The sequence below is a fragment of the Reyranella sp. genome (assembly GCF_052439685.1).
GTDB lineage: Bacteria > Pseudomonadota > Alphaproteobacteria > Reyranellales > Reyranellaceae > Reyranella.
The window spans coordinates 15549-29821 of sequence record NZ_JBQVQG010000008.1 but is presented as its reverse complement, the minus strand read 5'-3'; the positions used below and the strand labels follow the sequence as shown (position 1 = coordinate 29821).

Sequence of the window (14273 nt, the reverse complement as noted above, 5' to 3'; positions counted from 1 at the left end):
GACGGCGATGACGACGCTGACACAGGAGCAACGCGACGCGTTCTGGCGCGACGGGTATCTCATGGTGGAGGACGCCGTCACGCCGGCGCAGCTCGCCGCCTTGAAGGGCGAGATCGCGGGGTGGGTCGAGCAGAGCAGGGCCCACGCCGCGCCCTTCGGGCCGCCGACCGTCGACGGCCGTCCGCGCTTCGACATGGGGGCCGAGCATAGTGCGGAGAAGCCCGCGCTGCGGCGGATCAACAACCCCTCCGACATCTCCGACGCCTATCGCGAAGTCATGCTCGACGCCCGCATGGTCGACATGGTGGCGGAGCTGATCGGGCCGGACGTGAAGTTTCACCATTGCAAGATCAACCTCAAGCTTCCGGGTGCGCGGACCGAGGTCAACTACCACCAGGATTTCGCCTACACGCCGCACACCAACGACGACATCGTGACGGCGCTGCTCTTCCTCGACGATGTCGATGAGAGCAATGGCTGCCTCACAGTGGTACCGGGTTCGCACAAGGGACCGGTCCTGTCCCTGTTCGAGGGCGAACGCTTCACCGGTGCGGTCGCGCCCGACGAGGAGAAGAGGGCGCTTGCCCAGTCGATGCCCTGCCTCGGCAAGGCGGGCAGCGTATGCCTGATGCACACGCGGCTGCTGCACGGCTCGGCCGCCAACGGCGCCGACACGTCGCGCGGTCTCTACATCTGCGTCTATACCGCCGCTGACGCGGTGCCGATTGCGCGCAATCCGATGCCGAGCCTGAACGAGGGCCGCATCGTGCGGGGCAAGGAAGCCCGCTTCGCCCGCCTCAAGGAAGGGATGGTCGAATTGCCCAAGCAACCCAAGACGGCCTCGTTCTTCACCGTCATCGGACAAGATTCAAAGCAGGCTGCCGAGTGAGCGATCCTCTTCCGGCGATCACCGAGGCCGCGGCCACCGGCGAGATCGCCGATCTTTTTTCGGACATCCGGACGACCGTCGGTGTGCGCGTGGTCAATCTCGTGTGGCGCCATCTCGCTACCATGGACGGCGCGCTGCCTTGGGCTTGGGCGGCGGTGAAGCCGCTCTATCTCGACGGATTGCCGGACGCCGCGATGGCCGCCTTCCACCGGACGATGGACGTCCCCAAGCTGGCCTCGCTGGCCGGGGATGAGCCCGCCAGTGTCGACGCCGTGCTCGCGAGCTATGACCATTCGAACACGATCAACCTCTTTGCCCTGGGCGCCCTGCGCAACTGGCTGAACGGCGAGGTGGCCCGCGATGGCAAGATCGCGCCAGGCCCGCGCAAGGCGGCGCCCGACCTGGCGCTGCCCAAGCTCGCTTCCGAGGACGACGTTGCCCCCGAGACCTGGGCGCTGGTGCTGCGCCTCAACAAGTTCGGCGACGAGCCGCAGCCGCTGATCCTGGCCAGCATGTATCGCCACCTGGCGCACGCGCCGTCGTTTCTTCAGCGCCTCGAGGCGGTGCTGGGCCCGGTCGTCGCCGATGGATCCCTGCGCAAGGCCGTTCTCGACAACCGCCGGACGGCCGCCGTTCTTTCGGGCGACATCGCCGGAGCGATCTCAGCCGGCCGGCCGGCGCAGGCCACGGAGATCGAGAAGGCCGTCGGCCTGTTCGTCGATCACGCCATCGGCAAGATGGTCACCATCTGTCGCGCAATCCGTGCGGCGCGGGGCGGGCCTCTGTAAGAAGCAGGATCAGATTCCCATCGTCTCGACCGGAGCCTCGCGCCTTCGGCACTCCGGTCGAGACGACGGATTTGAGGGAGCGGTTACTCCGCTGCCTTGCGGGCGTTCTGATTACGGGCCAGCCACTCTCCCATCGCTTGTTCCATCGTCATGAAAACCGCGCCGCCCTCGATCAGGCGCTGGATCAGGCGCTCCAGCATCATCATGCGATGGCCGCGGCCGATCACGTGCGGGTGGAACGTGTAGGTGAGGATGCCGAAGTCGGGCTGGACGCGGGTCATGTAGGTGAAGTCGTCGACGAAATTGTCGAGGACGTTCGTGGCGTTCATCAGGCCCTGCTGCACCGACCCGTTGGGCAGGCGCATGTATTCGAAGTGCGGGAAGTCGTCGAGCGACCAGCTGATCGGCATTTCGAGCAGGGGCGTCTCGCGACCGCGCACGAACGGCGTCATCAACTCGGCAACATCGCCCTGGCGGGCGAAGTAACATTCGTAGTCATGGCCCATCATCGAGCTGTCGTACTGGATGCCGTGCTTCAGCAGCAGCTCGATCGAATGGGGCGAGAGGTCCCAGGCGGGCGAACGGTAGCCGCGCGCGGTGCGGCCGCTGATGCGCTTGATCGATTCGTTGCCGCGGACGATTTCCTCCTCTTCCTCCTCGCGCGAGAGGGTGACGGGCAGGCGATGGGTCCAGCCGTGATGGGCGAGCTCGTGGCCCGCCTCGACATAGGGCGCGACGGCCTGCGGCGTGCTGTCGATCGTGTGGCCGGGCGTGAAGAAGGTGCCCTTGATGCCGTAGCGCTCCATCAGGGCGACCAGCCGCGGGATGACCACGACATCGTACTCTCCACGCGACATCGCGGTCGGCGAGGTCATGCCGCGGGCGATGAGGCCGGACAGGTGGTCGTGGTCGAAGGTTAGGCAAACGATGTGACGCGTCATGGCGATGGCTCCGGGATCGGTTTGGCGAAGCTTAGGCCGGTTTGTCGTGCGCGCCCATCGCCGGATGATATCCTGATGCCTGACGGAGGTGAGCAATGGACGAAGCCGAACGCCTGCGCGAGATGGTCGATGCGGCCGAGCGGATCGTGGCCTTCACGGGGGCAGGAATTTCGACGGAGTCCGGCATCCCGGATTTCCGGTCACCCGGAGGGATCTGGACCCGATACAAGCCGATCTACTTCGACGACTTCATGGCCTCCGACGAGATGCGCCGGGAGTCCTGGCGCCGCAAGTTCGCCACCGACGAGACCCTGCTGAAGGCCGAGCCCAATGCGGGCCACCGCGCGCTCGCCAAGCTGGTGGAGCAGGGGCGGATGAGCGCCATCATCACCCAGAACATCGACGGACTTCACCAGCGCTCCGGCGTGCCGGACTCGAAGGTCATAGAGCTGCACGGCAACACGACCTACGCCACCTGCCTGGACTGCGGGCACCGCCACGAACTCGAGCCGATCCGAAGGGCCTTTCTGGAGAAGGGGACGTTGCCGATCTGCGAGAAATGCCAAGGGATCGTGAAGACGGCGACCATCTCCTTCGGTCAGGCGATGCCCGAAGTGCCGATGTTGCGGGCCCAGGAGGAGACGCTGGCCTGCGACCTTTTCATTGTCCTGGGCAGCTCCCTGGTCGTCTATCCGGCGGCCGGATTTCCGCAACTTGCCCGCCGCAATGGCGCCAGCTTCGTCATCGTAAATCGCGAACCGACCGATCAGGACGCCGATGCCGATCTGGTCATTCACAAGGAGATCGGTTCGACATTGAGCCGCGCGATCGGCGTGAACTGAACGGCGATCGTTGCAGCACAGCGTCGGACGCGATTTAATCGCCGAAGATCAAGGAGACTCCAATGCGGATCAATCGCAGGACAGCGCTGCTGGGCGGCCTCGGCGCCGCCGCATGGGGCGCGATGCCTGCCGCGGCTCAGGATATCACCTTCTTCCGCATCGGCACCGGCGCCACCGCCGGCACTTATTTCCCGATCGGCGGACTGATCGCCAATGCCATTTCGAACCCGCCGGGTTCGCGCGCCTGTGCCGATGGCGGCTCGTGTGGCGTGCCGGGACTGGTCGCCACCGCCGTCGCCTCCAACGGTTCGGTAGCCAACGCCACGGCCATTGCCGCGGGCAACCTGCAGTCCGGCTTCGTTCAGTCCGACGTGGCCTACTGGGCCTATAACGGCACCGGCATCTACGAGGGACGCCCGAAGGCGGAGGGGCTGCGCGCCATCGCCAGCCTCTACCCGGAGAGCTTCCAGCTGGTTGCGCGCAAGGGCTCCGGCATCAAGACCGTGGCCGATCTGAAGGGCAAGCGCCTGTCGCTGGACGAGCCCGGCTCGGGGACTCTGGTCGATGCGCGGCTGATCCTGTCGGCCTACGGTCTCACCGAGAAGGACCTGAAGGCCGAGTATCTCAAGACGCAGCAGGCCGCCGACAAGCTGAAGGACGGGGCGCTCGACGCCTTCTTCAGCGTGAGCGGCTGGCCCAATGGGGCGATCTCCGAACTGGCGTCGACGACGGGCATCGACCTGGTCCCGATCGCCGGGCCGGAGGCCGAGGGGCTGCTGAAGAAGTTCAGCTTCTTCGCGAGCGACGAGATTCCGGACGACGCCTACAAGAACGTCGCTGGCGTCAAGACGGTCAGCGTAACCGCGATCTGGGCAACCTCGATCAAGCAGCCCGAGGCGCTGATCTATGCCGTCACGGCGGCGCTCTGGAACGCCAACACCCGCAGGCTGCTGGATTCGGGCCACGCCAAGGGTAAGGCAATCAAGCTCGACACGGCGTTGCACGGCATTGCCATCCCGCTGCATCCGGGGTCCGAGAAATTCTACAAGGAAAAGGGCCTGATCAAATAAGGGCTCACCGAACGGGGCGGACTGGGGAGGATGAGATGCGGCTGAAGGACAAGACTTGCGTCGTCACGGCGGCGGGGCAGGGTATCGGCGCGGCCACGGCCCGGGCCTTCGCCCGCGAAGGCGCCCGGGTCTGGGCAACCGACGTCGATGCCGCGAAGCTGGCGGCGCTCGACGGTGTCGAGGGCGTGACGACGCGAAAATTGGACGTGCTCGACAAGGCCGCCATTGGCGGGCTCGCAGCGGAAACCGGTACGGTCGACGTGCTCTTCAACTGTGCCGGCTTCGTTCACCACGGAACGGTACTGGAGGCGACCGACGAGCAGTGGCAGTTCGCCTTCGACCTCAACGTCCGCAGCATGTTCTGGACGATCCAGGCCTTCCTGCCGGGCATGCTGGAAAAAAGCTCCGGCTCGATCGTCAACATGTCATCGGCGGCCTCTTCGGTGAAGGGCGCAGCGTTGCGCTTCATCTATGGGACCACCAAGGCGGCCGTCATCGGTCTCACCAAGTCGGTGGCCGTCGACTACGTCTCCAAGGGAATCCGCTGCAACGCCATTTGCCCGGGCACGGTACAGACGCCCTCGCTCGACGAGCGTATCTCGGCCCTGGGCGGCGGCGCCGATGCCCGGCAGTTCTTCCTGCAGCGCCAGCCGACCGGCCGGTTCGGGGCGGCCGCGGAGATCGCAGCGCTGGCGACCTATCTCGCGAGCGACGAATCGGCCTTCACGACCGGCACCGTCAACGTGATCGACGGCGGCTGGAGCGTTTGACGGTGGACGGGGCCGGCGACATCGCAGCCATTGCCGCGCGGGCGCCGGTCATCCCGGTCCTGACCATAGAGACGCCGGACACGGCGGTGCCGCTGGCCCGGGCGCTGGTGCGGGGCGGCTTGCCGGTCCTCGAGATCACGCTTCGGACCAGAGCAGCGCTCGAGGCCCTGCGGACGATCGTCGACGAGGTTCCGGAGGCGATCGTCGGCGCAGGGACCGTGCTCAATCCGACGCAACTCGATCAGGTGCAGCAAGCCGGCGCGCGCTTTGCCGTGAGTCCGGGCTGCACGGACATGTTGGCGCGAGCCGCACGGTCATGCGGCTTACCATTCCTGCCGGGAGTGCAGACCGTTTCCGAAGCAATGGCGCTCGCCGAACAGGGCTTCGGGATTCTCAAACTTTTTCCGGCCGATGCGGCCGGCGGTTTGACGTGGATCAAGGCGGTGGGGGCGCCGCTGTCGGGTCTGCGCTTCTGCCCGACCGGCGGCATCACGGCGGAGACGGCGCCGGCCTATCTGGCACTGCCGAATGTGGTCTGCGTGGGCGGCTCATGGGTCGCCCCGCGTGTCGCCGTGGCAACAGGTGACTGGCAAAGCGTCGAAAGGCTGGCCGCCGCGGCCTCGACGCTGAAACGCCGCTAGCGGAACCTGGGGAAAGGTGCTTCAAGCAAAGCTCCAAGGAGCAACGGCTACCCAAATGAATAGGTTGTCGATCGCGGCGCTGGCGTTTTCGCTTGTGGTGAGCGGGGCAGCGCGAGCCGATTCCGTCATCATCCTGAATTCCGACGAGGCGTCCTACAGCATCCTGAGCCGTAGCGCCCGAACCGAGGTTGTGCGCCTGCCGGTCGGCCGGGAGCCCCACCATCTGATCCTGTCTCCGGACGGCAAGGAAGTGCTGATCGGGTCGACGGCGACCAACGAGCTGCTCGCGCTGGACATCAAGACCGGCGAACGCAAGCGGGTCGTAAAGGATATCCTCGATCCCTACCATCTGGGCTTCAGCCCCGACGGCAAGTGGTTCGTTACGGCGGCCTATCGCCTCGACCATGTCGACATCTACCATGCCGACGGGTTTCGGCTCGCCGGCCGCATCTTCATCGATGGGCTGCCTAGCCATATTGCCTTCGATACCGAGTCCAAGACGGTCTTCGTCACCCTGCAGCAGAGCGGACGGGTCGCGGCCTTCGACCTGGCGACGCAGACGCTGAAGTGGAACATGCCGGTCGGCAATGCCCCGGCGGGTATCGTGATGCTTCCGGACGACAAGCGCCTGCTGGTGGCGCTGACCGGCGAGGACCGGATCGTGACCGTCGATCCCCGGGACGGTGCGGTCAAGGGCAGCCTCCAGACCGGCAAGGGCGCCCACAATTTCTTTCCGAAGGGCGACGGCCGCCACTACTTCCTGAGCAATCGCGTCGAGGGGGTGGTTACCCTGATCGACACCAAGGACGAGCCGAAGGTGGTCGCCAGCGTCCGCATCCCCGGCGGTCCCGACTGCATGGACATCACACCCGATGGACGGGAACTCTGGGTGACACAGCGCTTCCTGCGCCGAGTTGCCATCGTCGACATGGATACGATGAAGGTCGTCGGCAGCGTTCCCGTGGGCAAGTCCCCACATGGTGTCTTCATGCTGAAGTCCACGGCGACCGTCACCGCCGGCGCTGGCCTGCCAGTCCGCGCGGCGTCGACGGTGAGCGACCGCAAGTAGACGCGCGATGCGCGACCTGATCGACCTTTGGGTCGGCGTCCAGGCCTGGCTTTTCGAGACGCTCGTCAGTCCTGTCCTGTTTCATTTCGGTCTGATGGCCTGGTACGAGCCGGGTTACGGCGCTGTCGAGTTCGTCATGCTGGGTGTCGTCCAGATCGCGGTGATCGCGATCGGCATGCGCTACTTCGAGCGCCGCTGGCCGCTCGAAAAGGCAGGGCCTGACGACAGCCTCGTCATGGTCGACCGCGTCTATACGGTGCTGAACAAGCTCGGCTTGATTCCGCTCGCCGTCTTCATCCTGACCTATCCCCTGGTTCAGGAGATCGAGCTGGCGGTGCGGAGTTGGGGTTACATGCCGCCGCGGCTGGAGCGCCTGCTACCCTGGATCGGTGACAACGCCCTTCTATCGTTCCTCGTCTACTTCGTGCTCTACGACTTCGCTGCTTACTGGCTGCATCGGGGCCAGCATGCCTTTGGATGGTGGTGGGCGCTGCACAGCCTGCATCACAGCCAGCGCCGCGTGACGGTGTGGACGGACGACCGCAACCACGTGATCGACGACCTGCTCATCACCTTGGCGCTGGTCCTGTTCTCCCAGTTCGTTGGCGTACAGCCTGGTGAGTATGTGACCATCCTCATGGTCGGCCGCCTGATCGAGAGCTGGTCGCATGCCAACGTCGACATGTCCTTTGGCTGGCTGGGGGAGCGGCTGCTGGTCGGCCCACGCTTCCACCGCCTCCATCACGCGCTCTCGACACCCGCCGAACGTCACATCCAGGACCACAACTTCGCGCCGGTCTTCCCGATCTGGGACATCCTGTTCGGCACGGCAATCTATGACGAAAAGACCCGGCCGACGGGCGTCGACGATGCCGCCGTCGATGCCGACAATGGCCGTGGCTGGCTCGTCCAGCAGGCGACCGTGTTCGGCCGGTTCCTGCGGGCCCTGCTGCCGAGGTTCAGGCGGCGCGCTTCAGTGCCGTGATGACATCGGTCGCGCGCGGCATCGGGGTTACGGCGCCGTAGCCCGTGGTCGACAGTGCCGCTGCCACGTTGGCATAGCGAGCCGCGGTTTCCGGATCGTCGCCCGCCAGCAGGCGGGTGAGGAAAGCCCCGTCGAACGTGTCACCGGCGCCGGTCGCGTCGACCGCCTCGACCTTGTGCGGGACGATGCGGGTCTGGCTGTCGCGCGTGGCGATCAACGATCCTTCCGCTCCCATCTTGAGGGCGACCAGCGGTGCGCCGAGCGCGAGATAGTGAGCGACGATCGCTTCGGGTTCCTTCAGCCCGGTGAGCTGCTGGGAGTCGTCGAGGCTGGGCAGGGCGATGTCGCAGCGCGCGATCGTGGCGTCGATGACCTCGCGTGCCACGTCGAGCTCCCACAGCCGGAGGCGCAGATTGGTGTCATAGGAGACCTTCACGCCGGCCTTGCGAGCGATGCCGATCGCCGCGTCGCAGGTCTCGCGGGCGCTGTCGCTGATCGCCTGGCCGATCGCCGAGAGATGCAGGACCCGGGCGCCCGCGATGTAGTCTGGGGGGAGCATGTCCGGCGTCATCAGCGAGGCGGCGGAGTTCTTGCGCAGATAGTCGAACTTGTGGCCCGCTGCGGAGTGGGTGACGAAGCTCACGCCGGTCGGCGCCGTAGGATGCCGCGTGACCTTCGACGCATCGACGCCCTCGCTCTTCCAAAGGTCGAGGAAGGCATCGCCCATCCAGTCCTGGCCGACGCCCGTCAGGTAGCCGGTCGACGCGCCCTGGCGGGCGGCCGCGATGGCCACGTTCTGGGAGTCACCGCCGAAGCCCTGCAGCCAAGTGCGCCCGTCGCCTTCTTTCGGGCGGTTGAATTCGATCAGGGGTTCGCCGAGGCAAACGATGTCCGGAGAGCTGGTCATGACAGAAAGTCCCACGGCATCGGCCGGACCTCAAGCGAGGCGCTGGACTTCCGGCAGGCCTTCTCTCAGGGTTGAGGCAACAAATCTGGAGGAAATGGATGGCCAGCAAGAAGAGCGGGAATGGCGCCAAGCGCCAACTGCGCAGCCGCGAATGGTTCGACGCCAAGGGCGACCCGACGATGGCTGCCCTCTACCTCGAGCGCTACATGAACTTCGGCCTCACCCTGGCCGAGCTTCGCAGTGGCCGGCCGATCATCGGCATTGCCCAGACAGGCAGCGACCTCTCGCCCTGCAACCGGCATCATCTCGACCTGGCCACGCGCGTGCGCGACGGCATCCGCGACGCCGGCGGCATTCCCATCGAGTTTCCGGTCCATCCCATCCAGGAGACCGGCAAGCGTCCGACGGCGGCGCTGGATCGAAACCTCGCCTATCTCAGCCTCGTGGAATGCCTCTACGGCTACTTCTTCGATGGCGTCGTGCTGACGACCGGATGCGACAAGACCACGCCGGCCATGATCATGGGCGCAGCCACCGTCGACATTCCCGCGATCGTGCTGTCGGGCGGGCCGATGCTCGACGGGCATTTTGCCGGCGGGCTCGCGGGCTCGGGCACCATCGTCTGGTACGCGCGCCAGGAGCTGGCGGCGGGCCGCATCGACATGGAGAAGTTCATCGAGATGGTGGCGTCGAGCGCGCCCAGCGTGGGGCACTGCAACACGATGGGAACGGCGCTTTCCATGAACAGCATGGCCGAGGCGCTCGGCATGTCGCTGCCCGGTTGTGCGGCCATTCCCGGCCCGTACAAGGAGCGCGGCCAGATGGCCTACGAAACCGGCAAACGCATCGTCGACATGGTGTGGGAGGACCTGAAACCCTCGGATATCCTGACGCGCAAGGCGTTCGAGAACGCGATCGTGGCGGCGAGTGCACTCGGAGCCTCGACCAACTGCCCGCCGCACGTGAACGCCATCGCGCGTCACATCGGCGTGACGCTGGACAACGAGGATTGGGACCGCGTCGGCTACGACATTCCGCTGCTGGTGAATTGCATGCCCGCCGGCAAGTATCTCGGCGAGGCCTTCCACCGCGCGGGCGGCGTCCCGACCGTGATGAGGGAACTCCTGGGCCGCCGGAAGATCCATGGCGACGTGATGACGGTGTCGGGCAGGACCATGGCCCAGAACCTGCGCTCCGCGCTCAAGGCCGACGGCGAGGTGATCAAGACCTACGACAAGCCGATGCTGAACCAGGCGGGCTTCGTCGTTCTGGGCGGAAACCTGTTCGATTCGGCCATCATGAAGACCTCGGTGATCTCGCCGGAGTTCCGCGAGAAATATCTGGAACGCGAGGGCGATCCTGATGCCTTCGAAGGCACGGCCATCGTCTTCGAGGGACCGGAGGACTATCACCACCGGATCAACGATCCCAAGCTGCCGATCGACGAGAACAGCATCCTGGTCATCCGTAATGCTGGCCCGGTCGGATATCCAGGTGCTGCCGAGGTGGTGAACATGCTGCCGCCGGACCGGCTGGTGAAGGGCGGGGTGTTGCTGCTGCCGTGCATCGGCGACGGCCGCCAGAGCGGGACCTCAGCAAGCCCCTCGATCCTGAATGCCTCGCCCGAGGCGGCGGTGGGTGGCGGTCTCGCTCTGCTGCAGACGGGCGACAGGGTGCGGGTCGACATCGGCAAGCGCACCGCCAACATCCTGATCACGGCCAAGGAGCTCGCGAAGCGCAAGAAGGCCTGGAAGCCGGAAGTGGTCCCGAGCCAGACGCCCTGGCAGGAACTGCAGCGCAAATTCGTCGGCCAGCTGGCCAGCGGCGCCTGTCTCGATTTCGCGGTGAATTTTCAGAAGATCGCCAAGACCAAGGGTGTGCCGCGACACTCGCATTGAGCGGGACAAAGGCCCCGTCGTCTCGGGGCGGGGGTTACCCCGCCCGCCCCGGAGCACCGAAGGTCCGGAGTGGGGAGACCTTCGATCCACCCAAAGCCGTCAAATAGTGGAGAGCAGGTCTCTCCATTCAGCGCTTACGCGCTCCGGTCGAGACGACGGGTATGGCTTATTGGAATTCTCGCAAAGCCTCGCCGGATCAGCGGAAGAGGCGCTGCTCGACCGAGACCGGGAGATCCGCCCGGTTGATGAGGATGATCGCCCAAGGCGAGGTCGGCTGGCCGACAGGCCGCGCGACCGGTGGCGGCGGTGCCAGAGAGGCGCTGGGCGCCGCGAAGCCGGCCGCACCCGGTGGGAGGGCGGAGGGGGCGCTCATGACCGGACCTCCGGCTACGGGACGGGGCCCGGCGCCGCGCTGTGCCATCATCATCTCGGCAGGCATCCGCTCCTCGAAGACGACGACGATGCGATCGCGGCGACGCGCCGTCGACAGGATGTTCACGGCGTATCCTTCGCCGCCACGACGTCCCAGGAAAATTCCCACGGCGTTCATCCGGCCGGCCTCGAACATGTCGGGAGCAGGCGTGCCGACCCGGCTCCACAGGCTTCGCCACTCGGCGACTGTCGTGGCGACCACATGCTCCGGTTGTCTCGTGATGGCTGCCGCACCCTGCCAGTGGCGGGCTTCTACGCTCTGCGCCAACACGGGAGGAACCATCAACAAGCCGGTCAGGGCAGCGCCCATGAACAGCATTTGCCGGCGGGGCAAAGGCTGATTGGAGGAGGCGACCGGCTTGTTACTGGACTGCACGATTGGTCTCTCGGGGACCCGGAAAATGCTTGTTCTTGGGAGCCTCAAAACATCATGACACTTTGGCTCAATTGAGGCCGGAGACCCAGCAGACACGGCCACATTGGCGTCTCTGCGGGGTGCCTCGTCTCAATCGTGGGAGCATGTTGCAGGAAAGCCACAGGTCGGCAGGGGGCGCGCATTTACTTGCCGTCAGGTTCGCTTCGCCTTGTCGGCGGCATTGGTCGACTGGATCTGCTCGCGAATGCGAACCCAGTCCTGATCGCTATAGGACATCATGTGGGAGAAGGTGCCGTTGCCCATGATGCCCATGGCGCCGTCGATCGCGATGACCTCGCCGTTGATGTACTCGACCTCCTCGCTCATCAGGAAGGCGGCCATGTTGGCGAGCTCGCTGGGACGCCCGACGCGGCCCATCGGATTGCGCGTGTTGTAGCGCGAGTCGTTGCCTTCCTGCATCGGGTTGAGACGGGCCCATGCGCCCTCGGTCGGGAAGGGGCCGGGCGCGATCGCATTCAAGCGGATGCCATGGCGTGCCCACTCGACGGCGAGACTCTGGGTCATGACGGCGACCCCGGCCTTGGACATGGCCGACGGCACGACGAAGGGACTGCCGGTCCATACCCAGGTCGTGAGGATGCTGAGGACGCTCGCCTTGCGCTGCTCGGCAATCCAGCGCTTGCCGCAGGCATTGGTCATGTAGAACGTGCCGTGCAGCACGATGTTGGCGATCGCGTCGAAGGCGCGCGGGCTCAGGTCCTTGGTCTGCGAGATGAAGTTGCCGGCGGCATTGTTCACCAGCCCGTCGAGCGGGCCCGTTGCCCAGATCTGCTCGATCATCTCTTCGACGGCGCTCGCGACTCGGATGTCGACGGAGTGGAAGTCGACCCGTCGGCCGGGATACTTGTCCATCACCTGTTTGGCCGTCTCTTCGAGAACGCTCCCGCGGCGGCCGCAGATCACACAGTCTGCACCCAGCTCGACGAATTTCTCCATCATCATGCGGCCGAGGCCGGTTCCGCCTCCGGTGACGAGGAAGCGCTTGCCCTTGAACAGATCGGCCTTGAACATGTGTCGGTCCTCCCGTGAATGCTTCAGGCGATTCGTCTAGCGTGAGCGTGCAATCCCCGACAAGGACTGTTGCTTATACCGCGCAGGATGGTTACCATTTCTGCATAACAACACGGGATCGTTGAATGACGACCCATCAGGGAGAGACGAGCGGGGACGTTGGTACGGTTGAGCTGCGTGGTAAGGTAAAGTGGTTCAACGCTGTCAAAGGGTACGGATTCCTTGCCCTGGACATCGATAACAGCGACGCGTTCCTGCATGTAACGACACTGCGGCAGTCCGGGCATGAAGACCTCAAGCCCGGTGCAACCGTTACTTGCGCAGGTGTTCGCGGCCCGAAAGGGTGGCAGGTGATGAAGGTCATCGACGTCGACCTGTCGACGGCGATTCCCCAGGTCACCAGGCCATCACCCGTTCCTGATGGAATCGCGATGAGCGATTACATCGGTGCGCTGGTCAAATGGTACAATAACGAGCGCGGCTACGGGTTCGTCACCCGCGAGGCGGAAGAAGGCGACATCTTCGTGCACGCCGCCGTGTTGCGGCGGCACGGACTGGATTCGCTGGCGCCGGGCCAGAAAGTGATGATCCGGATCGCCGAAGGCCAGAAAGGCCTGCAGGTCGTCGAAATCCGCGGTGCCTGAGCTTTCCTACCTGATTTCCCGCAGATAGCTGTCGAGTGGCGGTGCCTGCTTGATCAGGCCGCGCTTCACGAGGAAATCCGCGAAGGTGGCATAGCGCGCCCGGTCGAGTGCGGACGGATCGGCTGCGAGCAGCGGGACCGTATCCTTCCACGCCAGCCGGTTGAGATCGTTGTCGAGGTCCTTGCCGTACTTCGAGAAGCTCGCCCAGGCCTCGGCCGGGTTTGCCGTCAGCCAGGCGGTAGCCTCGGCGAGGGCAGCCAGCAACTTCTTCGTGCGGGCGGCATCGACGGTCTCGCGCTTGGCCAGGATGATCAGTTCATCGTAGGCCGGCACGCCATGTTTCTCGACCAGCCAGATACGGCCCTTCGCCTTGTTCAATTCGAGGTCGTTCAGCTCGAAGTTCCGGAAGGCGCCGATCACTCCATCGACCTGTCTGCTCATGAGCGCGGTGGTGAGCGCGAAGTTGATGTTCACCAGGGTGACGTCCTTCAGGGTGAGGCCGGCGCTTTCCAGCATCGCGCCCAGCACCGCCTCCTCGAAGCCCGAGACCGAGAAGCCGATCTTGCGGCCCTTGAAGTCGGCGATGGTCTTCACGGGTGAGTCTTCCAGCGCCACCAGGGAGTTGAGCGGCTGCGCCACGAGCACGCCGACCCGCACCAGCGGCAGGCCTTCGGCGGCCAACATCTGAAGCGTCGGCTGATAGGACAACGCGTAGTCGGCCTGACCGGCCGCGACCAGCTTGGGCGGAGCGTTGGGATCGGCGGGCGCGATCAGCTCGACATCCAGACCCTGCTTTTCGAACAAGCCGCGCTGCTTGGCGATGACCAGCGCGGCATGGTCCGGATTGACGAACCAGTCGAGCAGGATGCGTACTTTGTCCTGCGCGGCCGCAGGAAGGGCCAGGCAACAGAGCGCCAGCACGGCGATCAACCGGGTGGTCATTTGCATCG

At 65.3% G+C, this 14273-nt stretch carries 15 protein-coding genes; 10 read left to right on the top strand and 5 right to left on the bottom strand.

Going from position 1 to position 14273, the window contains the following annotated elements; translation table 11 throughout:
- The first annotated feature begins 7 nt into the window (after positions 1-7).
- Positions 8-889: a phytanoyl-CoA dioxygenase family protein gene (locus ACT6UX_RS12630; protein ID WP_444775513.1), complete on the top strand. Its 882-nt coding sequence runs from the start codon at positions 8-10 to the stop codon at positions 887-889.
- Positions 886-1677: a hypothetical protein gene (locus ACT6UX_RS12625; RefSeq protein WP_444775512.1), complete on the top strand. Its 792-nt coding sequence runs from the start codon at positions 886-888 to the stop codon at positions 1675-1677. Before ACT6UX_RS12630 ends, ACT6UX_RS12625 begins: the two co-directional genes overlap by 4 nt.
- A gap of 83 nt (positions 1678-1760) precedes the next feature.
- On the opposite strand, the gene ACT6UX_RS12620 is transcribed toward ACT6UX_RS12625, so the two are convergent.
- Positions 1761-2618 (bottom strand): polysaccharide deacetylase family protein, encoded by an 858-nt coding sequence (locus tag ACT6UX_RS12620; protein WP_444775511.1) that lies wholly within the window; start codon positions 2616-2618, stop codon positions 1761-1763.
- A 95-nt stretch (positions 2619-2713) separates the two neighbouring features.
- On the opposite strand from ACT6UX_RS12620, the gene ACT6UX_RS12615 reads away from it, so the two are divergent.
- From ACT6UX_RS12615 to ACT6UX_RS12590, 6 genes are all read left to right on the top strand, one after another.
- The gene (locus ACT6UX_RS12615) at positions 2714-3460 is read left to right on the top strand and encodes an SIR2 family NAD-dependent protein deacylase (RefSeq protein WP_444775510.1); all 747 of its coding nucleotides are present in this window, start codon (positions 2714-2716) and stop codon (positions 3458-3460) included.
- Between the two features lie 62 nt (positions 3461-3522).
- The gene (locus tag ACT6UX_RS12610; protein ID WP_444775509.1) at positions 3523-4530 is read left to right on the top strand and encodes a TAXI family TRAP transporter solute-binding subunit; all 1008 of its coding nucleotides are present in this window, start codon (positions 3523-3525) and stop codon (positions 4528-4530) included.
- Between the two features lie 35 nt (positions 4531-4565).
- Positions 4566-5300, top strand: coding sequence for an SDR family oxidoreductase (locus ACT6UX_RS12605; protein ID WP_444775508.1), 735 nt, complete (start codon positions 4566-4568; stop codon positions 5298-5300).
- Positions 5301-5302: 2 nt separating this feature from the next.
- A complete protein-coding gene (gene eda / locus ACT6UX_RS12600; protein WP_444775507.1) occupies positions 5303-5941 on the top strand; it encodes a bifunctional 4-hydroxy-2-oxoglutarate aldolase/2-dehydro-3-deoxy-phosphogluconate aldolase in 639 nt (212 codons plus the stop codon).
- A gap of 16 nt (positions 5942-5957) precedes the next feature.
- On the top strand, positions 5958-7010 hold the full coding sequence (locus ACT6UX_RS12595) for a YncE family protein (RefSeq protein WP_444775506.1): 1053 nt from the start codon (positions 5958-5960) through the stop codon (positions 7008-7010).
- Positions 7011-7017: 7 nt separating this feature from the next.
- Positions 7018-7995, top strand: coding sequence for a sterol desaturase family protein (locus ACT6UX_RS12590; RefSeq protein ID WP_444775505.1), 978 nt, complete (start codon positions 7018-7020; stop codon positions 7993-7995).
- Here ACT6UX_RS12590 and ACT6UX_RS12585 read toward each other — a convergent pair.
- Entirely contained in the window at positions 7970-8902 is a 933-nt protein-coding gene (locus tag ACT6UX_RS12585) for a sugar kinase (protein WP_444775504.1), read from the bottom strand. The genes ACT6UX_RS12590 and ACT6UX_RS12585 overlap by 26 nt on opposite strands.
- Before the next feature lie 98 nt (positions 8903-9000).
- On the opposite strand from ACT6UX_RS12585, the gene ACT6UX_RS12580 reads away from it, so the two are divergent.
- Positions 9001-10800, top strand: a complete 1800-nt coding sequence (locus ACT6UX_RS12580) for an IlvD/Edd family dehydratase (protein ID WP_444775503.1) — start codon at positions 9001-9003, stop codon at positions 10798-10800.
- A 196-nt stretch (positions 10801-10996) separates the two neighbouring features.
- Here the strand turns inward: ACT6UX_RS12580 and ACT6UX_RS12575 are convergent, their stop codons facing one another.
- Both ACT6UX_RS12575 and ACT6UX_RS12570 read right to left on the bottom strand, forming a co-directional pair.
- Positions 10997-11608, bottom strand: a complete 612-nt coding sequence (locus ACT6UX_RS12575) for a hypothetical protein (protein ID WP_444775502.1) — start codon at positions 11606-11608, stop codon at positions 10997-10999.
- A 192-nt stretch (positions 11609-11800) separates the two neighbouring features.
- Positions 11801-12679 carry an SDR family oxidoreductase gene (locus ACT6UX_RS12570; RefSeq protein ID WP_444775501.1) on the bottom strand — a complete coding sequence of 293 codons (879 nt, stop codon included), beginning with the start codon at positions 12677-12679 and terminating at the stop codon, positions 11801-11803.
- Positions 12680-12804: 125 nt separating this feature from the next.
- Between ACT6UX_RS12570 and ACT6UX_RS12565 the strand changes: the two genes are divergently transcribed.
- Positions 12805-13323, top strand: coding sequence for a cold-shock protein (locus ACT6UX_RS12565; protein WP_444775500.1), 519 nt, complete (start codon positions 12805-12807; stop codon positions 13321-13323).
- A gap of 6 nt (positions 13324-13329) precedes the next feature.
- Here the strand turns inward: ACT6UX_RS12565 and ACT6UX_RS12560 are convergent, their stop codons facing one another.
- Positions 13330-14271: an ABC transporter substrate-binding protein gene (locus ACT6UX_RS12560; RefSeq protein WP_444775499.1), complete on the bottom strand. Its 942-nt coding sequence runs from the start codon at positions 14269-14271 to the stop codon at positions 13330-13332.
- Between the last annotated feature and the right edge of the window lie 2 nt (positions 14272-14273).